This is a genomic window from Vibrio sp. DNB22_10_4 (assembly GCF_052879755.1).
The window spans coordinates 1-20,017 of the sequence record NZ_JBNNXW010000003.1 but is presented as its reverse complement, the minus strand read 5'-3'; the positions used below and the strand labels follow the sequence as shown (position 1 = coordinate 20,017).

At 45.4% G+C, this 20,017-nt stretch carries 19 protein-coding genes; 13 read left to right on the top strand and 6 right to left on the bottom strand.

Annotated elements, in window-relative coordinates; translation table 11 throughout:
- Positions 1–137 precede the first annotated feature (137 nt).
- The 6 genes from ACVA6Q_RS11055 to ihfA all read left to right on the top strand — a co-directional run bounded on the left by ACVA6Q_RS11055 (position 138) and on the right by ihfA (position 6,215).
- Positions 138–611 carry an N-acetyltransferase family protein gene (locus tag ACVA6Q_RS11055; protein WP_446647512.1) on the top strand — a complete coding sequence of 158 codons (474 nt, stop codon included), beginning with the start codon at positions 138–140 and terminating at the stop codon, positions 609–611.
- Entirely contained in the window at positions 608–1,075 is a 468-nt protein-coding gene (locus ACVA6Q_RS11050; RefSeq protein ID WP_446647511.1) for a GNAT family N-acetyltransferase, read from the top strand. Before ACVA6Q_RS11055 ends, ACVA6Q_RS11050 begins: the two co-directional genes overlap by 4 nt.
- A 98-nt stretch (positions 1,076–1,173) precedes the next feature.
- A complete protein-coding gene (locus tag ACVA6Q_RS11045; protein ID WP_446647510.1) occupies positions 1,174–1,872 on the top strand; it encodes a class I SAM-dependent DNA methyltransferase in 699 nt (232 codons plus the stop codon).
- Positions 1,873–2,064: 192 nt separating this feature from the next.
- On the top strand, positions 2,065–3,048 hold the full coding sequence (gene pheS / locus ACVA6Q_RS11040; RefSeq protein ID WP_112461716.1) for a phenylalanine--tRNA ligase subunit alpha: 984 nt from the start codon (positions 2,065–2,067) through the stop codon (positions 3,046–3,048).
- An 18-nt stretch (positions 3,049–3,066) separates the two neighbouring features.
- Positions 3,067–5,454 carry a phenylalanine--tRNA ligase subunit beta gene (gene pheT / locus ACVA6Q_RS11035; protein WP_446647509.1) on the top strand — a complete coding sequence of 796 codons (2,388 nt, stop codon included), beginning with the start codon at positions 3,067–3,069 and terminating at the stop codon, positions 5,452–5,454.
- A gap of 467 nt (positions 5,455–5,921) precedes the next feature.
- Positions 5,922–6,215: an integration host factor subunit alpha gene (gene ihfA / locus ACVA6Q_RS11030; protein WP_006074250.1), complete on the top strand. Its 294-nt coding sequence runs from the start codon at positions 5,922–5,924 to the stop codon at positions 6,213–6,215.
- A 105-nt stretch (positions 6,216–6,320) separates the two neighbouring features.
- Here the strand turns inward: ihfA and ACVA6Q_RS11025 are convergent, their stop codons facing one another.
- Positions 6,321–7,097: a RelA/SpoT domain-containing protein gene (locus ACVA6Q_RS11025; protein WP_353496084.1), complete on the bottom strand. Its 777-nt coding sequence runs from the start codon at positions 7,095–7,097 to the stop codon at positions 6,321–6,323.
- 231 nt (positions 7,098–7,328) lie between these two features.
- On the opposite strand from ACVA6Q_RS11025, the gene ACVA6Q_RS11020 reads away from it, so the two are divergent.
- The gene (locus ACVA6Q_RS11020; protein WP_353496085.1) at positions 7,329–7,982 is read left to right on the top strand and encodes a thiopurine S-methyltransferase; all 654 of its coding nucleotides are present in this window, start codon (positions 7,329–7,331) and stop codon (positions 7,980–7,982) included.
- Between the two features lie 97 nt (positions 7,983–8,079).
- Here ACVA6Q_RS11020 and ppsA read toward each other — a convergent pair whose 3' ends face one another.
- Entirely contained in the window at positions 8,080–10,467 is a 2,388-nt protein-coding gene (gene ppsA, locus ACVA6Q_RS11015) for a phosphoenolpyruvate synthase (RefSeq protein ID WP_446647508.1), read from the bottom strand.
- Between the two features lie 154 nt (positions 10,468–10,621).
- Here ppsA and ppsR point away from each other — a divergent pair, with 154 nt between their 5' ends.
- The gene (gene ppsR, locus ACVA6Q_RS11010) at positions 10,622–11,455 is read left to right on the top strand and encodes a posphoenolpyruvate synthetase regulatory kinase/phosphorylase PpsR (protein WP_418642254.1); all 834 of its coding nucleotides are present in this window, start codon (positions 10,622–10,624) and stop codon (positions 11,453–11,455) included.
- Positions 11,456–11,589: 134 nt separating this feature from the next.
- A complete protein-coding gene (locus tag ACVA6Q_RS11005) occupies positions 11,590–12,210 on the top strand; it encodes a TPR domain-containing protein (protein WP_446647507.1) in 621 nt (206 codons plus the stop codon).
- Between the two features lie 70 nt (positions 12,211–12,280).
- Here ACVA6Q_RS11005 and ACVA6Q_RS11000 read toward each other — a convergent pair whose 3' ends face one another.
- Complete coding sequence (locus ACVA6Q_RS11000) at positions 12,281–13,339, bottom strand: 3-oxoacyl-ACP synthase III family protein (protein ID WP_446647506.1); 1,059 nt, start codon at positions 13,337–13,339, stop codon at positions 12,281–12,283.
- A gap of 1 nt (position 13,340) precedes the next feature.
- Complete coding sequence (locus ACVA6Q_RS10995) at positions 13,341–14,021, bottom strand: hypothetical protein (protein WP_446647505.1); 681 nt, start codon at positions 14,019–14,021, stop codon at positions 13,341–13,343.
- A gap of 184 nt (positions 14,022–14,205) precedes the next feature.
- Between ACVA6Q_RS10995 and ACVA6Q_RS10990 the strand changes: the two genes are divergently transcribed.
- On the top strand, positions 14,206–14,979 hold the full coding sequence (locus tag ACVA6Q_RS10990; protein WP_446647504.1) for a ferredoxin--NADP reductase: 774 nt from the start codon (positions 14,206–14,208) through the stop codon (positions 14,977–14,979).
- A gap of 20 nt (positions 14,980–14,999) precedes the next feature.
- Here ACVA6Q_RS10990 and ACVA6Q_RS10985 read toward each other — a convergent pair whose 3' ends face one another.
- Positions 15,000–15,431 carry a hypothetical protein gene (locus tag ACVA6Q_RS10985; RefSeq protein WP_418642249.1) on the bottom strand — a complete coding sequence of 144 codons (432 nt, stop codon included), beginning with the start codon at positions 15,429–15,431 and terminating at the stop codon, positions 15,000–15,002.
- A gap of 146 nt (positions 15,432–15,577) precedes the next feature.
- On the bottom strand, positions 15,578–16,993 hold the full coding sequence (gene nrfA, locus ACVA6Q_RS10980; RefSeq protein ID WP_420884599.1) for an ammonia-forming nitrite reductase cytochrome c552 subunit: 1,416 nt from the start codon (positions 16,991–16,993) through the stop codon (positions 15,578–15,580).
- Between the two features lie 504 nt (positions 16,994–17,497).
- Between nrfA and nrfB the strand changes: the two genes are divergently transcribed.
- The 3 genes from nrfB to nrfD are packed head-to-tail and all read left to right on the top strand — an operon-like array spanning position 17,498 to position 19,735.
- Positions 17,498–18,091, top strand: coding sequence for a cytochrome c nitrite reductase pentaheme subunit (gene nrfB, locus ACVA6Q_RS10975; protein WP_353496093.1), 594 nt, complete (start codon positions 17,498–17,500; stop codon positions 18,089–18,091).
- Between the two features lies 1 nt (position 18,092).
- The gene (nrfC, locus tag ACVA6Q_RS10970) at positions 18,093–18,782 is read left to right on the top strand and encodes a cytochrome c nitrite reductase Fe-S protein (RefSeq protein ID WP_353496094.1); all 690 of its coding nucleotides are present in this window, start codon (positions 18,093–18,095) and stop codon (positions 18,780–18,782) included.
- Positions 18,779–19,735, top strand: a complete 957-nt coding sequence (nrfD, locus tag ACVA6Q_RS10965) for a cytochrome c nitrite reductase subunit NrfD (RefSeq protein WP_353496095.1) — start codon at positions 18,779–18,781, stop codon at positions 19,733–19,735. The genes nrfC and nrfD overlap by 4 nt, the downstream gene beginning before the upstream one ends.
- Positions 19,736–20,017 lie beyond the last annotated feature (282 nt).

Here is a 20,017-nt window from a genome sequence, read left to right as displayed (position 1 = left end):
TGACGTTTTCTATGAGTCTTAATATTTAGTACACAACAAGCTATTTTTCAATTGGTTACCATCTAGTGACCACGGTAATACTTTTACCTATCAATGGCTGGATGTATTCATGACAGTTTAGGTGATAAGGAGTTGTTTTGAGCAAAATTACTATCCGACCAGCAACAACCCATGATGCTCGGTGGCTACTGAAACTCTATCAACAAACAATTCGCACTGTAAATCGCAAAGATTACAATAAGATGCAGGTGAATTGCTGGGCTCCGTTAGACATGGAAATAGAGGTATTTGAGCGCTATATTGATTTAAAGCAGCCATTTGTCGCTACTGACGGTGAACGTATCCTTGGTTACAGCGATATACAGCCGGATGGTCTTATTGATCATTTTTATTGTCATCATCAATCTCAAGGGCAAGGTGTTGGCCGTGCTTTGATGAATGTCATTCATGAAAAGGCAAATGAGATGTCCTTACCCAAGCTTTACTCTTTTGTAAGCATCACGGCCAAGCCGTTTTATCTTCATTTTGGGTTTAATATCGTTAGAGAAAATGAAGCAAATGTTCGTGGTGTAGGGTTAAAAAACTTTTTGATGGAAAAAGAGATTGGATGATGATGGACTCAATGTTTGAAGTTAAATCACTAACACATGATGTGTTACCGTTAGATCTACTACTGATAGCCGACCCTGAAGAGGCTGCCATTAACGTTTATCGTCAGCGATGCGAAGCATACGCGGCTTTTCTACAAGGTAAGATAGTCGGGGCATTATTGGTAGAGATTGACCATAAAGGCCAGAGAGCTGAGCTGTATAACATCGCTGTTTATGATGAGCATCAAGGTAAAGGTTTTGGTGGGGTGTTGCTGGATGAAGCATTGAAAATGCTCGCCGCAAGCGGAATTCTAAAGGTTGAACTTGGTACCGGCACTTTTGGTTATCAATTATCCTTTTACCAAAAACATGGTTTTCGAGTCGACAGTGTTGTAAAAGACTTCTTTCTAGATAATTACGATGAGCCCATATTTGAGAAGGGTATTCAACACAAGGATATGCTTCGTTTAGTGTGGTGCGGTTAAGATTAAGTAATATCGTTTCGTTAGCCATTGACGAGTAAAAATGCGAAAGGTAGATTGCCTGCGATTGCCAAAGTTGATAAATATGAAAGTTGGAGGCTTTGATGGGTGAGATGTACACCAAGCATGCGGACAAATATGCCGAAGCGATTGAAAACAATGCATATAATGCACTCTATGAACGCCCATCTACGCTTGCGCTCGTTGGTGATGTGAACAATAAACGGGTGCTTGACTTAGGCTGTGGCCCAGGCGTCTACGCGGAACACTTCGTCAAGCAAGGCGCAACTGTCACAGCGATTGATCTATCAGAGGAAATGGTAGAGTTGACTCAACGTCGTCTGGGTGACGCTGTCACATGTTATTCGCAAGATTTAACAGAAGGCTTACCCAAAGAATCCAGCGATCAGTACGACGTCGTTGTCTGCCCCCTGATGATTCATTACTTAGAAGATTTGGTTCCTTTGTTTACAGAAGTTCAGCGTGTTCTGAAAACGGGGGGAACCTTTGTGTTTTCAACTCACCATCCGATCATTGATTTTGAAGATGATGCCTTCAATAACTATTTTGATGTAGAACGTATTACTGAGCACTGGGATACCGTCGGTGAGCCAGTGGAGGTTTCGTTTTTTAGACGCTCATTGACTAACTTATTTGATAGCTTATCTGAAACCGGTTTTATTTTAGATAAGTTTTCTGAAGGTAAGCCGGCACCAGAGATGCAAGCGGTGGCACCTGAGACATTTGAGCGACTATCTCGTCGTCCAAACTTCATCTTCATCCGAGCTCAAGCCAAATAATCGCCTCTAGAAAACCGCGATTACTCATCGTTTCCTGCTAGTTTTTCATCAAAAGGGCAAAAAACGTGTTTTTTTTGCCCAATAACCCGTTCAATTTACAAATCAATTTGGCATTAGCGGCGGGTTTTATTAGTATGTACAGCTATCAAAAAACACCCTTATGGATACTACCGGACGGTAGACGAGGAAACGATGCAACATCTAGAAGAGATCATTGCTAACGCGGGCACAGCGATTGACGCTGCAGACTCGCTAGTCGCACTTGACGAAGTGCGTGTTCAGTATCTAGGAAAGAAAGGTGAGCTAACGGCTCAACTTCAAAGCCTAGGTAAACTACCACCAGAAGAGCGCCGCAGTGCTGGTCAAGAGATCAACAAAGCAAAAGGCGTGGTTCAGCAAGCTATCGCGGCACGTAAAGATGCACTACAACGTGCAGAGCTTGAAGCGAAGCTAGCGGCAGAAACTATCGACGTAACCCTACCAGGTCGTCGTATCGAGAACGGCGGTTTACACCCAGTTACTCGTACTGTTGAGCGTATTGAAAAGTTCTTTGGTGAGTTAGGCTTTAGCACTGAGTCTGGTCCTGAAATTGAAGATGCATTTCATAACTTTGATGCACTGAACATTGCAGAAGATCACCCAGCTCGTACTGACCACGACACCTTTTTCTTCAATCCAGATCTGATGCTACGTACCCACACGTCTGGTGTACAGATCCGTACGATGGAAAATGGCAAACCACCATTCCGTTTCATCGCACCTGGCCGTGTATACCGTAACGACTACGACCAAACACACACGCCGATGTTCCACCAAGTGGAAGGCATGCTTGTTGACGAGAATGTTAACTTCGCACAGCTGAAAGGTATCCTGCACGACTTCCTAACTAACTTCTTCGAAGAAGACCTTGAAGTTCGTTACCGTCCGTCATATTTCCCATTCACTGAACCTTCAATGGAAGTGGACGTTAAGCGTAAAGACGGCAAATGGTTAGAAATCTTAGGCTGTGGCATGGTGCACCCAAATGTACTTCGCAGCGTAGGCATCGACCCTGAAAAATACTCTGGTTTTGCATTCGGCATCGGTATCGAGCGTCTAGCGATGCTTCGTTACGGTGTAAATGACCTACGTTCGTTCTTCGAGAACGACCTACGTTTCCTAAAACAGTTCAAGTAATCCAGAGGGTTCATCACAATGAAATTCAGCGAATCATGGCTTCGTGAGTGGGTAAACCCTTCAGTATCTACTGACGAACTTACGCACCAAATTACAATGGCTGGTCTAGAGGTAGACGACGTACTACCTGTGGCTGGTTCTTTCACTGGCGTTAAAGTAGGTAAAGTGGTTGAGTGCGGTCAGCACCCAGACGCAGACAAACTACGCGTAACTAAAGTTGATGTTGGCGCAGAAGAACTGCTAGACATCGTTTGTGGCGCGCCTAACTGCCGTGAAGGTCTGAAAGTAGCAGTAGCAACAGTTGGTGCTGTTCTTCCGGGCGATTTCAAAATCAAGAAAGCAAAACTACGCGGTCAACCTTCACACGGTATGCTGTGCTCATTTACTGAGCTAGGTATCGATGTTGAATCTGACGGCATCATGGAACTGGCTGAAGACGCAGTAATCGGTACTGATTTCCGTGACTTCCTAGGTCTTGATGACGTGACTGTTGACGTAGACCTAACAGCAAACCGCGCTGACTGTTTCAGCATCCGTGGTCTTGCTCGTGAAGTTGGCGTTCTAAACCGTGCTGATGTAACAGCACCAGCGGTTAACCCTGTTGAAGCATCTATTGCTGATGTAGCTTCTATTGAAGTTAAAGCAACGGAAGCGTGTCCACGTTACCTAGGTCGTATCGTTAAGAACGTGAACGTTCAAGCGGAAACGCCACTATGGATGCAAGAGAAATTGCGTCGTTGTGGAATTCGCTCTATCGACCCTGTTGTAGACATTACTAACTATGTACTTCTAGAGCAAGGCCAGCCAATGCACGCGTTCGATCTTGCTAAGATTGAAGGTGGCATCGTTGTTCGTATGGCAGAGCAGGGCGAGAAACTGACTCTTCTAGACGGTACTGAAGCTGAACTAAACGCAGATACACTGGTTGTTGCAGACCACAACAAAGCACTCGCTATCGCGGGTATCTTTGGTGGTGAAGAGTCTGGTGTAACTACTGAGACCAAAGATGTACTTCTAGAGTGTGCGTTCTTCGCACCTGACCATATCCGTGGTCGTGCTCGTAGCTACGGTCTGCACACTGATTCTTCAATGCGCTTCGAGCGTGGTGTGGACTATGCATTGCAAGTAAGCGCAATGGAACGTGCAACGGAGCTTCTGGTTGAAATCTGTGGCGGTGAAGTAGCACCTGTTGTTGCTGTTGAATCTGACGCTGATCTTCCTAAGCCAAACACTGTTGAACTACGCCGTACTAAGCTAGATTCACTTCTGGGTCACCACATCGCTGATGCTGAAGTTGTTGAGATCCTAGAACGTCTAGGTCTAACAGTAACGACGACTGGTACTGGTTGGACTGGTGTTGCACCAACATGGCGTTTTGACATCGCAATCGAACAAGACCTGATTGAAGAAGTGGGTCGTATCTACGGTTACGACAACATTCCAAATCAACACCCTGCCGCAACACTTAAGATGCACAACCACGTTGAAGCGAATCTTCCGCTTAAACGCGTACGTGACCTACTTGTTGATCGTGGCTACCATGAAGCGATTACATACAGCTTCGTTGAGCCAGAACAGCAAAAGCTTGTTGTGCCAGACGTTGAGCCGCTGATTCTGCCATTCCCAATCTCTGCGGACATGTCAGCAATGCGTCTTGGTCTTATCCAAGGTCTTCTAAACACGGTTGTTCACAACCAGAAGCGTCAGCAACCACGCGTTCGTTTATTCGAATACGGTTTGCGTTTCATTCCATGCGAGAACGCTGAAAATGGCATGCGCCAAGAGCCTATGCTTGCTGGTGTGATTGCGGGTACTCGCAGCGAAGAGCATTGGGATATTGAAACCAATACGGTTGACTTCTTTGACCTTAAAGGCGACCTAGAAGCAATTCTAGAACTGTCTGCAAACGAGAAAGCATACTCATTTGCTGCGGCGAAACATCCAGCACTTCACCCAGGTCAATCTGCAGCAATCGTTGTAGATGGCAAAGAGGTTGGTGTCATTGGTACTATTCACCCAGAGCTAGAGCGTAAGTTCGGTCTAAACGGTCGTACTATCGTATTCGAAGTTGAATGGTCTGCGATCAACACGAAAGTGATTCCAGAAGCGGCAGGGCTTTCTAAGTTCCCTGCAAACCGTCGTGACATCGCCGTTGTTGTTGATGAAGCGGTAGCTTCTGGTGACATCGTTGCTGCTTGCCTAGAGCAAGGGGGCGAGTTCCTAAAAGATGCGAAGCTATTCGACGTATACGTTGGTAAGGGCGTTGAAGAAGGCAAGAAGAGCCTAGCAATTGCTCTGACTCTACAGTCTCTAGAGCGCACGCTTGAAGATGCTGATATCGCAGGTGCGGTAGATGCAATTGTTGCTCATATTTCTGAGAAATTTGGTGCATCACTGCGTGACTAATCGCGATTAGCGTATCAACGTGAATTACCTGAAAAAGCGAGTTGCTGAAAAGTAACTCGCTTTTTTTATACCTCGATATAATGGGGAAGAAAAAACCAGTTTCATATCGAATGTATATTGCAACTCTCTGTTTTTACACAATAAATTACAACTCATCTGCATCAAGGTCACTATTTTCAATTTTGTTTATAATTTTATTAAAGCCTGTTTTTGTTTTAATTTTTAGAATAATACGCTGCTCGATCGTTTTTGGGTAATCTATATCTCTAAATTATGCTAAAAACACGATAACTTGCTAAAACTTAAAGCAAAATCCTGACATAGTTCTGAAATAAAAAAGTTGGCGAAAATCAGAAGGTTGGCTTACACTTTTCAAAGTTGGCCTGTTATGTTGTTGATTGGTCGAACGAAATCTTAAGCGTTATCACTGTGATAGCAAGGTATGAATTAGCTTTGAGGGGAGTTTTATGGCGCTCACAAAAGCCGATCTGGCTGAGAACCTATTTGAGAAACTCGGATTCAGTAAAAGGGATGCCAAGGAAACGGTAGAAGTGTTTTTCGAAGAAATTAGAAAATCACTTGAAAGTGGCGAACAGGTAAAACTGTCGGGTTTTGGTAATTTTGACTTGCGTGACAAAAATGAACGCCCGGGTCGAAATCCCAAAACTGGTGAAGACATTCCCATTTCCGCTCGACGCGTAGTGACATTCCGTCCGGGTCAGAAACTGAAGGCTCGAGTCGAAAATATCAAAGTAGATTAATGTCCTACTGTTAAACAAAAAGACCACCTAGTGTGGTCTTTTTGTGTTTTAGGGGCTAGGTGTTAGAGGGTATCGAACGCTAAGCCATTGCCCTTATAGAGCGACCTAGGCCGCTCGAATGTTGGTGGTAATGTAAGGTTGCCAAGCGTTTTGATACAGCTCCATTGATTGACGTCGCAGACTGGCAATTTGTGCTGTCTCAAACTCGTTAAGAGCACGGTTTTCAGCGGCTGCTCTGCGCTCAATTCCCTGAACAATTTCATACAAATCGTGTTCAGGTCCACTCTTAACATCTGCGATGTCTTTAAGGTGCAGTTGTACTTCAGCGATAATTCCGGTCTTAGGTAATTTAACCAAGATGTTTAGGTCACGATATCCAGACGCTGCTGGGCTTTTAAAGCGGTTTTTAACCCTTACTACCTGAGCTTCACGGCTAAGCGCTTCATAAGCGCCTACAAGGCTCTCTACGTCCTTGGCGACGATAGTGCCTCGAGCTAGGTCTGTGATCTGATTAACCTGACCGTTGAGCTCGGTGTCAATCTTCACTTTCGCTCGCTCAGCAGATTTTACGCCTGCAAAGTACGCATCGGTGTCAGTCAGTAGGGTGGTGGTTTTACAAAGCGCTTCTAGCTCATGTTGAGCCTGGTGGGCTTTGCTGTACAAGATGTCAAAATCGTTATGGGGTTGGAAGGCAGCGCCTTGAACAGCATCAATGCCGTACAAGCCACTAAGACTGTGTTTGAATACAGATGGACAAACTTCGTTTTGCTCTTGCTTTCCTTTTGTTGGGGTGGAATCGGATTGATTAAGCGTGGCCGCAAATGCAGGTGCGCGGCTGAGTACCAATAGCATTAGTGCTGCAGTACGAAGAAACGTGCTCATTCTCTCTCCTAGTTACGTTATAAAAACGGGTACAAAAAAGGCGTTAACGCGCAGGAGTGTTGCTAACAATGATATGGGGTTCCTTATGGAAAACCCAACACAAACTGTGCAACAGAGTTTGTAAACTGTGATACCTATCGCGTAATAAAATCTACGTGAATAGGTGTGACATTTTGTCTGCACTCTGTAAACTCTACGTTAACCATTATCCACAGCGAATATGAACGATAAATGAACGATTTTGAACTTTGGCACGATAAGTGGGCTGCAAACAAAATAGGTTTTCACTTGGAAGATGTGAACCCGTTGCTTATTAAGTATTGGGAGCGAATATCTCCAAGCCGTGACGAAAAGGTCTTTGTGCCCCTTTGTGGTAAGTCAGAAGATCTCGTTTGGTTGGCGCAGCGTCACGATGACGTACAAGGCGTCGAGCTTAGTCAAATCGCGGTGCGTTCATTTTTCTCAGAGCATTTTTACACGCCAATGGTCACTCCAATCAATGGTCAGTTTGAGTTGTATCAATTTGATGAGCTGAACATTTATGTCGGTGACTATTTTACCGCGCCAATTCAGCCCGTAGAGTTGATTTACGATCGCGCGGCGATGATTGCCATGCCTAAAGAGGTGAGAGAGCTCTACGTTGAAAAGCTAAAACAAACGCTGAAACCGGGCGGCCGTATTCTTCTTATCACGTTGGATTACGTTCAAAGTGAGATGACAGGACCACCATACAGCGTTCCGAGCACAGAAGTGATAAAGTATTTTGGAGAGGACTTTGATGTAACCCTGTTAGAGCGTGATGATGCAGACAGCAATCACCGCCGAATTCAGCAAGGGTTAACTCGTTTTGCAGAAGAAGCTTGGCTTATTAGCCATAAAGGTTAATAAAAGTAGACACGGGATGTCATTCCAATAAATGAATATAAAAATGCCAGAGCGAGTGCTCTGGCATTTTCTTTACCACAGTGGTGATATTCAGTCGTTACTTAGCGACGTTACCAAGCTTCAGCCATGTATCGATCACTGTATCTGGGTTAAGTGATACAGAGCTAATGCCTTGCTCCATCAGCCATTCTGCTAGATCATCGTGATCCGATGGTCCTTGACCACATATACCAACGTATTTGCCGGCTTTGGTTGCAGCGTCTATCGCCATTTTCAGCATCGCTTTCACAGCAGGGTTACGCTCATCAAATAGGTGAGCTACGTCGCCAGAGTCACGGTCAAGACCAAGCGTTAGCTGAGTCATGTCGTTTGAGCCAATCGAGAATCCATCGAAGTACTTCAAGAATTCTTCAGCAAGAACGGCGTTTGATGGCAGTTCACACATCATAATGACTTTAAGGCCTTGCTCACCACGACGAAGGTCGAACTTAGCAAGTAGGTCGATAACTTGTGCCGCTTCGCTTGGCGTACGAACAAACGGGATCATAATTTCAACGTTTTTCAGACCCATTTCATCACGAACGCGCTTAATCGCTTGCGTTTCAAGTTCAAAACAGTCTTCAAACACCGGTGAGATGTAACGAGACGCACCACGGAAACCAAGCATTGGGTTTTCTTCGTGTGGTTCAAACTCTTTACCGCCCACTAGGTTGCTGTACTCGTTTGATTTAAAGTCCGACATACGAACAATTACACGCTTAGGCCAGAATGCCGCAGCGATGGTTGAAATGCCTTCAGTAAGCTTGCTCACATAGAAGTCGATTGGATCTTTATAGCCTCGAATGCGCTGAGTGATTTCGGCTTGTAGCTCCGGAGACTGCTGGTCAAAGTTCAGTAGCGCTTTCGGGTGAATACCAATCATCTTGTTAATGATGAACTCAAGACGCGCAAGACCCACACCTTCGTTAGGAATCTGAGCGAAGTCGAACGCACGATCTGGGTTACCCACGTTCATCATGACTTTCGTTGGCAGCAGTGGCAGTTCATCGACAGCAGAGCGGCGGATCTCAAAGTCCAGCTCACCTTGATACACATAGCCCGTTTCACCTTCAGAACACGACACAGTAACAACAGCGCCATCTTCCAAGCTGTCGGTTGCGTTACCACAGCCTACGATAGCTGGAATACCAAGTTCACGAGCGATGATCGCTGCGTGACAAGTACGGCCGCCACGGTTGGTCACAATCGCCGCTGCTTTCTTCATTACCGGTTCCCAATCAGGGTCGGTCATATCTGTTACTAGGACGTCGCCTTCTTGAACAAGCGACATTTGATCCAATGAATCAACAAGACGCACTTTACCAGTACCAATGCGCTGACCGATAGCACGGCCTTCAACCAACACATCTGCTTTGTTGTTCAGTTGGAAGCGTTCAATGACGTTTTGTTCGCTTTGAGAGCACACGGTTTCAGGACGAGCCTGAACAATGTACAGCTTGCCGTCGATGCCATCTTTTGCCCACTCAATGTCCATTGGACGTTGATAGTGCTTCTCGATGATCATCGCCTGTTTCGCAAGCTCTTTGATTTCTTCGTCGTTTAGAGAGAACTGGTTGCGCTCCTCATCAGACGTATCAATGATATCTACCTGTTTGCCAATCTCTTGGTTGTCAGAGTAAACCATCTTGATTTGCTTAGAACCAAACGTCTTCTTAACGATAGGCGCTTGACCTTGTTCTAGTAGTGGCTTGTGAACATAGAACTCGTCTGGGTTCACGGCACCTTGTACTACCATCTCACCTAGACCCCAAGCCGAAGTGATAAATACCACTTGGTCGAAGCCAGATTCCGTGTCCAGAGTAAACATAACGCCTGAAGACGCTTTGTCCGATCGAACCATACGTTGAATGCCCGCAGATAGCGAGATACCGCGATGGTCAAACCCTTGGTGCACACGATAGGAAATCGCTCTGTCGTTAAACAGAGACGCGTAGACATGCTTAGTGGCTTCTAGAACCGCATCGATGCCTTTTACGTTCAAAAAGGTTTCTTGTTGACCCGCAAAGGAGGCATCAGGAAGATCTTCAGCAGTTGCGGAGGAGCGCACTGCCACAGAAAGCTCTTCATTGCCTTCAATGAGTTCTTGATAGTTAGTTCGAATGTCCTGCTCTAAATCAGCAGGGAAGGGGGCTTCTAATACCCATTGACGGATGGTCGCGCCTGTCTTACGCAGTGCGTCAACATCATCAACATCAAGTTCGTCTAATAGCCCGTGAATGCGCTCATCCAATCCTTCGAAATCGAGGAATTGGTTGAAGGCATGGGATGTTGTCGCAAAGCCGTTTGGCACGGAAACACCCGCGTTAGCAAGATTAGATACCATCTCGCCAAGCGAAGCATTTTTGCCGCCGACCTTATCGACATCGTCCATTGACAGACCATTGAACCAAAGGGTGTTGTTTTGCATGTCTTTCTCCAGAAACATTGCAGCTGTAGGATATAGCAAACGATTACGTATTCAGTGAAAAAATATTTAACTATTTTTACAAACTGTGGGGGAACGTGATTGAATGCTAGGGTTTGTTATCGATATTATGTAAAGCATCCTACTTAAATTAATTTGAAAAATTAAATAGAAAATGAATATTTTAGGTCAAAGTCGTGACGTATTCTACGTTTCTGACGGTACAGCGATTACTTGTGAGACATTGGGGCACGTGGTGCTCGGTCAATTTCCATTCAAAGCCAAAGAAAAGACATTTCCCTTTGTAGAGAGCGCTCATAAGCTCGATGAACTCATTAGGGAAATTAATCAATCCTATGAACGTAATGGAGTAAAACCTTTGGTTTTTTTCTCCATTGTTGTGCCTGAAATTCGTGCAGGATTACTGGAGTCACAAGCGTTTTGTTACGATGTGTTAGAAAGTTTAGTGGCTCAGGTTAAAACCGATTTACAATTGGAACCTAAGCCAAAACTTCAGCGCTCACACAGTGTTGGCAAAGATTCTGCGAAGTACTTTGATCGTATCGCGGCGGTTGAATATACCCTTGCGCATGATGATGGCGTCTCGCTCAAAAATCTTGAGGAAGCCGACCTAATTTTACTCGGCGTGTCTCGCAGTGGTAAAACACCAACCAGCCTATATCTCGCTATGCAGTTTGGTTTGCGAGTCGTGAACTATCCATTTATCGATGACGATATTAAACGCTTGCGTCTAATGCCGGAGTTTGAAATCCACCGTCATAAGTTGTTTGGCCTGACTATCAACCCAGAGCGCCTAACTGAGATTCGTGAAAACCGTTTAGCAGGCAGTGAATACGCTAGTACTGAACAGTGCTTGCAGGAACTTGCGAGTGTAGAAGCGCTGTTTAGACGCGAAGCGATCCCTTATATCAATACGACGTCACTGTCGGTGGAGGAGATCTCAACACGGGTATTAGAGCGAGCGGGATTGAAGCGCCGGGTGTTCTAGGAATAGAGGACCCATTTCCAACCCCAAAAGTTACCGATGACAAGACTTCAAACAGCGCTCTGACTCACAGCGCTGTTTGCGGCTAGCCGTTACAATAGTGCTTAACCTCATTCGAATAAGAACCCAGCCCTACTATGTTGATTTTCGTGTTGCTAAGCATCACTGTCGTTTTTGTTGTCGCTTATGCGAGTTTGAGCAAAGTATCTGAACTTAAAAAAAGAGTTGGATACTCCACGGCGTTGAGTGCGAGCATTGTTGGCATATCATTATTGCTATGGAGCCAGTTTCGCACACCGTTACCAGAGCCAGCAGCTCTCAGTAATGTACAAGACCATCAAAGCGTCATGCTTGATCTTCAAAATTCACTAGCAGAATCTCCAAACGATGCCGAGTCTTGGTTTAAGCTAGGTCAGCTGTATATGCAGAGTCTGGAGTTTGATTCCGCCGCAACGTGTTTTAATTACTCGATTCGCCTATCGAACATGCCGTATGCAGGGCAGTATGCCGCCTTAGCGACAGCGCTTTACTATCAAACCTCACAAACGATAACGCCTGACATTCAGCGCTACCTAGACAAAGCGCTAGAGCTCGACAGTGACAATGACACGGCATTGCAACTTATTGCTTCGGACTATTTCTTAAATGCAGAATACGATGAGGCTATTCGCGTTTGGACTCAAATCTTAGATTCGAATAGAGTGGGGATAGATAGAGCGGCGATTATTGAAAAAATTAACCAAGCTAAAGGCATGTGATAGTTCATCACTTAAGGCCATAAACGACAGCCGCTAAAGGCGCTAGCGGCTAATAAAGTTGGTTTCGTTTCTAAGCGTGCGTATATACAAACCCACCATACATGTACTTGGTTGCTTCGGCGCCGAGAATTACCACCTTGCTTCCTTTTGATAGCGCTCCGCTATTAACGAGTTTAGAAAAACTGCACCAAATAGCAGCAGAACCTAGGTTTCCCCAGTGTTTGGCGTCGTTAATGATCTTGGCTGGATCAATGTCTAGTGCTTCGGCCAGCATGGTGTCGATGTGGCCGCTTGCTTGATGGGGAATGATGTAGTCAAAGTCGTTGAGCTCATAGCCACGGCTTCTCAAAGCTAGAATACTGGCTTGAAATAACGCTTCGCCGCTTTTTCTGACGTTGCTGGCATCATGGTGAAAACGTGCTTTACCGTCTTGGGTATATACTGACATTGAGCCGCCATCTAGCGATAACCCCGGTGACTGTTCAACCCCAATTTGACCTGTAAAGCAGTCTGAAATCTTACCTACTCCCGGTACGTCTTCTGGAGCGATGATGACCCCGCCGGCACCATCACCCATTTGCATGTAATTGACCAACTGTGATTGGTCGAGAAACTCTGGGTGATAATCAAAGTACACGGACCCTGTTTCACTGCCGACAATCATTACAGGCTTGTTTAGCATCGCCATTCGTGGGATGGCGATTTGTAAGCCGCTTGAAAACCCAGTACAGGCTTGTCTTAACTCCATGAAAGGACCGTGATAGCGAAGCTTCTCTGCTACCCAAGCGATGCTAGGGGGGAGTTGAGTGTCCGGTGTCGTGGTGTGGCCAATTAAGTAGTCGACGGCGTCTAAACTAGTGTTCGATTGTTCAAGCAGTTGTGTCGCCACACTAACCACAAGATCAGAGTTACTTGGCGTCGGTGCGCTGGTATGGGAATAGATGCTGCGCGAGAAATGGCGTCCCTCAATACCTAAAAATGGTGCGATTCGAGACGCGATTTTTGCGTAGCGTTTTCCTGCTAATCTTTCCAACGCATCTAACAGTTGTGCGTTGTTCAGATGTTGTTCTGGGAATAAATGGTGTGCGGCGAGCAGTGATACGCTACCGGGCAGAAACGTTGCATTCATATTAGCTCTCCCTGGCTTCAAAGATGTGCTCAAGCGTAATACCAAGCGTTTCAAACGCTTCTCGTTCAGTATTGAGTAATTTAAACAGCTTTTGTGAAATCAGTGTGTTGAGTGCTTGCCATCTTGCACGGTCGTATCCTAGAGCGAGAGCATGCTTTTTTGCGGCAGTAACATGACGTGCTTCGTCTTGTTTGATGGAGCGGCATAACAAAACAAACGGATGATGCGGGTCAAGTCGACCTTTCTCCAGGTTCAGCATGATTTTACAAACCAAAGCGTCAAGACATGCGATTTGAGCAAAATGCTCTTCGAAAGTGTTTCTAGAACCCAGTGAAGCAAAAAAGCGCTGACTACGGCGTTTTATCGCGACGACATCAGAAGGTTGCGCCAATTGAGATTGTACAAACTCAAGTGCATCTTCATGGTATTGCTCATCAGCGACAATGCGTTCAAAGTCACTTTGGGCTGACGAGAGTGTTTGTGGAAGTTCACGTTGTGACTCGTTGTAGAACACCCATTGCGAGCTTTGTTCTCCACACACCAATAAAGGGAGTAGTCTAGACAGCGCAATTTGCTGTGGCTGTGTAAATTCGAATATCGTATTTCGATATTCGTGAAGCCAGTATTTAACCGGACTTTCACTGACACCTTCAAAAGGAACAGCGGGAAAACATGGTTTCATGGGCACTCTCAAAATCCTTTTACAACACACACCATACCAAGACCGAGGTAAAGCCGAATTCCTTTCTTTTACGTAAAGTTTTTTACGAAATTCATATTCTTCTTATCTAAATCTTAGTTTATATCCTGATGAATTTACTTCTATGCTGAAAGTGTCAAATTGCATTACTTATCGGAGATGAGACATGACAGACGTTCCAAATGGACTGATAGAAGGACGAGTTTTGGCAAAGAAGCAGTGGACTCAGAACTTGTTCAGTCTTGAAGTAACCGCTCCAATTGAGGAGTACGTGGCTGGGCAATTTACTAAACTCGGTTTGCTCAATGCTAACGGGGAGTGGGTACGCCGAGCCTATTCGATGGTCAATCATCCCAATCATGATTATGGTCATCAACATTTGGAGTTTTTGATTATTGCAGATAGTGATGGTCAGTTATCACCGAAGCTTAATCAGCTTGTTTCAGGAGACACTATTTATGTAGGTAAACAACCTTCCGGCTTTATGACACTCGAAGAGGTACCGGAGCACGCGCGTGACTTGTGGATGTTGTCGACGGGCACTGCCGTTGGCCCATTTCTATCGATGTTAGATGATGACAGTTTGGTAGATCGGTTTGATAAGATTGTATTGGTTCATGCAGTGAGACGAGCGGAAGAGCTTGTTTATGCTAAGACCGTTCAAGATGCACAGGCTCGGATGGGAAAGCAGTTTGAGTTTATCTCGGTAGTTTCCAGAGAAAATCACCAAACCAGCTTGTCTGGGCGCATTCCTCAATTGTTGCTGGAAGGTAGGTTACAAAAGCATGTGGAGATGGAACTTAATGCACCTCATAGCTTTGTCTTTATGTGTGGTAACCCTGCCATGGTAAAAGACACAAGCTCTGCGCTAACAGAGCTTGGTTTAACAAAACATTTGCGAAGAAAACCAGGGCATTTTTCAAGTGAAAACTATTGGTGATAATTAATTGTTGGTGACAACTAGTAGGTATAACCAAGGCCAAAGTAGGCCGCTTCTAAGCCGGTGTTGTAACCGATATCTGCGGTGAAGCCTGTAACGCTAGTTTTAAACAGCAAGCCTACATTACCGTTGAATCGCAAATCCGATTCATAGGTTCTAAATGGCGCGTCTGTAATTTTTTCTTCACTTCGATTCGCTACGCCTATACCAGCATAACCAACAAAGTTATCGCTGAGCGATTTAACCAATCCAACATTAAGGCCAAAATCATCATTATTCGGCCCAGTCCCTCCAGCCAAGTTAGCGTAGAAACCATAACTAAGATTTCTATCGTAATACAGGCCCACACCAAAGCCACCTTCGCTGGTGGTACCGACCGAAACACTATTGTAGGTACCGGCGAATGAGAAAGTAGAGGCTAAACATAGACCAAGCAGAAGACGTTTTTTCATGAGATCCCTTTTGTGTATGTGTGCCGTTTGTGTTTTTGGAAACACAATGTAGTTTCAGCTACTTACGATTCTAGCAAAAAGCCCCAACCGATGGGTTGGGGCTTACGTTAATCTCGAATGGATCACACATTCAATAGTGAGTAAACCTAGTAGTTCGCCTCACGCTCAGCCGCTTCTTTATCCCATTCTGGCACTACTGTTTCTAAGAAGTGCTTTTTCTCTGCGTTCATCTTATCCATATCCATCCCTAACGCCGCTTGCGCTTTCTCTTTAGTGGAAATGTCTGGGATCTCGACAGGGTCGGTGATGCCTTTTTTCGCGAGTAAGCGAATCAGTTTTGCACGAGCGTCAGCCGCTTTGTCGACTGATGTACCTAGAATTTCTAGCGCCATTTCCGGTGCATGCATGTGCACGCCGTGAGATGCGATTGCGTAGTCCCAACGCCACTGCGCATGACGAATATCCGTTAGGATTGGCTTCATCTCTTCCTCGGTTGCACCTGCATCCCATGCAGCTCCAGCTTCAAAGTGAGCGGCTACGATTTGCTTTTCTGCTGTGAGTTTCATGTTCAGTACTTGTGCTTTTCGAGTCGATACGATGCCTTGTAGCTGATCTTTGCTCTGAGTATGGCAGTTTGCACAGGTGTCTTCGAAGCGGTCAAACGGGTTACCGACTTTATGATCAGTATAAACAGTACCATCTTCTTTGGTTACTTTCGGCATATGACAGTCGACACAAACAACGCCGTTTTTGCCATGGATGCCGTCACGCCAAGTTTCATAGCCTGGGTGCTGAGCTTTTAGCATAGGTGCTTTAGAGACGGCGTGTTGCCAGTCTTTAAAGTTGAGCGCGTCGTAATACTGTTCCATCTCTCCAACGGTGGTGCCCATATCCCAAGGGAATTTCACGGCTTTCGTTGGCCCTGTGAAGTAATACTCAACGTGGCACTGAGCACAAACCGAAGCTTGTTTATCTAAACGCGATTGCTCATCAAATTTTTTACCAATTGCTTCAAAGGCGCGTTCAACGTAAGGGCGGGTCAGCGCGAGTTCAGGTTCGCCGTTCTTGAATTTTTCACTGCGGGTGTCGTGGCAATCTGCACAGCCGATAGGGTTTGAAATTTCAGCGCCTAAACGTGCCCATTTTCCTTCAAAGTATCCGTCTTCGCCGCGCTCATCGATAACACGCGCAACATCCGGGCTTTTACAGCTCCAACAGGCCATTGGCATTGGGCCTGATTTAGGGTCGGTTGGGCCACCCGTTCTAAGTGTTTGACGTACATCATCAAGTGCATAGAAGTGTCCACGAGCTTTGTTGTAATCTTTGGCAAAGCCGTAGCCTGCCCATAAGATCACCATGTTAGGATCGTGGGCAAGGGCGTCTTCGATTTCGACACTCTCGCTCGTTTGTTTCCAAGAGTGGTATTGGTCAGGATGGTCTTGTTCGTAGGCCTGATTTCTTGGATCCATTAACTCTTTTTCAGAGGCAGCAAAAGCGGGCACACTTGCGGTGCCTAATATTGCTAATGCAGCAACGGAACTTATAATCCAGTGCTTGTTCACGATGGTATCTCCATATTCTAATTTTTGAAATGCGTTGTGGGGCAAATTTCCCAAACAAGATTTGGAGATGTCTAATGATAGACGTATTCATATTAACTCATAGATAGAAATATTTTATTACAGCTCGACCTATTTACTGTTTTAGATCAATTTAACTAGGTGATGAAGCTCACATCTACATCCATCTAACCCTAAAGGGTTAGTGTTTTTTGGTTCGGGGATGAATTTCATATCCATTAAAAACAATGGGTTATGTAAAAATTCACACAGCAATAATAGTGATATTGCTCACTAATTAAACGTTGGCTGTTAGGGGAATACAGATAGTCGTACTATTATATATTCGTGAAGCGTTGTGGCTCATCCTAAATAAGAATTGATTTCATTTCTGAGTAATTTCGGACTTATTTTAAATAGTTCGCTGATTGAAAGGAAAAGTCATTGGTTATTAATCCGATAAGTGAATGTTTAGGTTCGCAATATTGGGTTTAAGGAAAGGATACAATGGGCAATGTTAAATTGACCATGGTGATAATGCTTCAGGCCCTCCTAGCATTTACTCTCTGTGGTTATTCACTCAATGCCTTTGCCGACGATGCAGCCCTCGTGCAAGAAGGGGACTCTACACGGCATAAGGTGGAGTTGATACGTGATAAGGACTACAAATGTATTCAATGTCACAAAGACTCGAAACAAACTCTGGCAGGCTCTCATGGAGAGAATGTTATCGAGATCAGAGGTACGGCGCCAAGCTGTACAGACTGTCATAGTAATATCGGCCCAGACCATCGTGATGGCGCGTCGACGGTGATTAAATATCATGCTGCACAGTCTCAACCTGGCACAGATAAAACCTGGTTAGATCCAGAAGCCATTCTCAAAGCAAACAGTCGATGTACGGATTGTCATCAACCGCAATATCTACAAAAAGATAGTTGGACGCATGACGTTCACGCAAAGAATCTAACCTGTACCAATTGTCATTCAGTTCATGCTGAGAAAGCCAAAGTGCTCTCTTACGACCACAAAGCAAAAATTAAGATGTGTGTCGATTGCCATAAAGACTTCAACGAAAAACGTGAAGAGGAGGGCAAGTAATATGAGTTGTTCAAGACGAAATTTCCTTGCCGGCACGGGCGCTGTGATATTCACCACGGGTGTGGCAACAACTTCAGTCATCACTGCACGTAGTTCAGTGGCAAGTGAAGAAACTGAGAAAGCAGTGCGTTATGGCATGCTTCATGACGAAAATGCTTGTATTGGCTGTACTGCTTGTACCGATGCCTGTCGTGAGGTCAATAAAGTGCCTGAAGGGGTATCCAGACTGGAAATCCACCGCTCAGAGCCTATCGGCGAGTACCCTGATGTGGAGTACCGATTCACTCGTGAGTCCTGCCAGCATTGTGAGAACCCTCCTTGTGTTTATGTGTGTCCAACGGGCGCTGCATACAAAGATGAGAAGACAGGCATTATCGACGTACACAAAGAGAAGTGCGTGGGTTGTGGTTACTGTTTAGCAGCTTGCCCTTATCAAGTGCGCTTTTTCCACCCTGAGGATCACTCTGCAGACAAATGTAATTTCTGCCGTGATACTAATTTGGCGCAGGGCAAACTGCCGGCATGTGTAGAGAGCTGTCCAACCAAGGCATTGGTGTTCGGTGATTTGAATGATCCCAATAGCGATATCAACAAAATGCTGAGCATTAAAGTGATTTATCGCGATAAGGAGCATCTAGGCACGAAACCTAAGTTGTTCAAAGCCGCATTCCATAAGGGAGGTGTAGTATGAGTACGTGGGAAACAGCCTTTCATTTCGACTCCCTTGTTTGGGACTGGATCATTGCGATCTATCTTTTCTTGGCAGGCATGTCTGCAGGCTCCGCTCTAATTGCCATTTACCTCAAGCGTAAGGTTATCGAAGGCGACCCAGCGCAAAACGGCATTATGAAGGCGATGGCTTGGCTCGCGCCTTTTGGCATCATTGTTGGTTTGCTTATTTTGGTATTCCACCTGACCAAACCGTTAGAGTTCTGGAAAATCATGATTTACTACAACCCATCCTCGGTGATGTCGATGGGTGTCATCTTATTCCAAGTTTATATGGCGGTGTTGTTTGTCTGGATTGGTATGATCTTCAGAAAGCCAATCATGGATGTGTTGGGAAGCAAATTCGATTTTGTTGAAACCATTTTGCTCAAGCTTGAGAAAATTGAAAACGGACTAGAGCTGTTTTTGGGTTTTCTGGCTATCGTATTGGCGGCGTATACGGGCTTCTTACTGTCCGCACTAAAAACGTATCCGATGCTAAATAACCCAGTACTGCCAATCTTGTTCTTGTTCTCGAGCTTGTCTTCGGGTGCTGCAGCGAGTTTGCTGTTCGGCATTCTAGTGTTCAAAGAAGATTCACATAGCCCAAGTGTGAAGTGGGTGCACAGCTTTGAGCGTCCAGTGGTGTTGTTTGAGCTGTTTGTGATCGTGACCTTCTTTACTGGCCTTATCTTCAGCGGTGGTCAAAACGAAGTCGCTGCATGGAGTGCCATCGGCGGTGGTTTTTGGTCTAGCTGGTTCTGGTATGGCGTGATTGGTATCGGGATGTTGTTGCCATTGGCGCTAAACTACTTTAGCCCAGGAGAAGTGAAGTTGAATCACGGATTTATTCTTGTGGTCACTACTTTGAGTTTGATTGGGGTGTTGATGCTGCGTACGTTTGTTTTGTATGCGGGGCAGATGACGGTGGTTTAGGGGGGGATGTTTAATGCGGACTCCTAACCCCCGTCATTCCTGCGCAGACAGGAATCTACCGGAGGCTTGGTGCATGCTTTAAGTAGACCCCTGCCTACGCAGGGGTGACGGCTTCTTTAATAGGAATGAGTAGAGAGCACAAGACTCTCAACAACCGTCATTCCTGTGCAGACAGGAATTTTCTGGAGGCTTGGTGCACGCTTTGAGTAGACCCCTGCCTACGCAGGGGTGACGGCTTCTTTAATAGGAATGAGTAGAGAGCACAAGACTCTCAACAACCGT

Coding starts and splice junctions, on each gene's coding strand:
- ACVA6Q_RS11050 (WP_446647511.1), top strand. CDS start 608: ATGATGATGGACTCAATGTTTGAAGTTAAATCACTAACACATGATGTG.
- pheS (WP_112461716.1), top strand. CDS start 2,065: ATGCAACATCTAGAAGAGATCATTGCTAACGCGGGCACAGCGATTGAC.
- pheT (WP_446647509.1), top strand. CDS start 3,067: ATGAAATTCAGCGAATCATGGCTTCGTGAGTGGGTAAACCCTTCAGTA.
- ihfA (WP_006074250.1), top strand. CDS start 5,922: ATGGCGCTCACAAAAGCCGATCTGGCTGAGAACCTATTTGAGAAACTC.
- ACVA6Q_RS11025 (WP_353496084.1), bottom strand. CDS start 7,097: ATGAGCACGTTTCTTCGTACTGCAGCACTAATGCTATTGGTACTCAGC.
- ACVA6Q_RS11020 (WP_353496085.1), top strand. CDS start 7,329: ATGAACGATTTTGAACTTTGGCACGATAAGTGGGCTGCAAACAAAATA.
- ppsA (WP_446647508.1), bottom strand. CDS start 10,467: ATGTTTCTGGAGAAAGACATGCAAAACAACACCCTTTGGTTCAATGGT.
- ppsR (WP_418642254.1), top strand. CDS start 10,622: ATGAATATTTTAGGTCAAAGTCGTGACGTATTCTACGTTTCTGACGGT.
- ACVA6Q_RS11005 (WP_446647507.1), top strand. CDS start 11,590: ATGTTGATTTTCGTGTTGCTAAGCATCACTGTCGTTTTTGTTGTCGCT.
- ACVA6Q_RS11000 (WP_446647506.1), bottom strand. CDS start 13,339: ATGAATGCAACGTTTCTGCCCGGTAGCGTATCACTGCTCGCCGCACAC.
- ACVA6Q_RS10995 (WP_446647505.1), bottom strand. CDS start 14,021: ATGAAACCATGTTTTCCCGCTGTTCCTTTTGAAGGTGTCAGTGAAAGT.
- ACVA6Q_RS10990 (WP_446647504.1), top strand. CDS start 14,206: ATGACAGACGTTCCAAATGGACTGATAGAAGGACGAGTTTTGGCAAAG.
- ACVA6Q_RS10985 (WP_418642249.1), bottom strand. CDS start 15,431: ATGAAAAAACGTCTTCTGCTTGGTCTATGTTTAGCCTCTACTTTCTCA.
- nrfB (WP_353496093.1), top strand. CDS start 17,498: ATGGGCAATGTTAAATTGACCATGGTGATAATGCTTCAGGCCCTCCTA.
- nrfC (WP_353496094.1), top strand. CDS start 18,093: ATGAGTTGTTCAAGACGAAATTTCCTTGCCGGCACGGGCGCTGTGATA.
- nrfD (WP_353496095.1), top strand. CDS start 18,779: ATGAGTACGTGGGAAACAGCCTTTCATTTCGACTCCCTTGTTTGGGAC.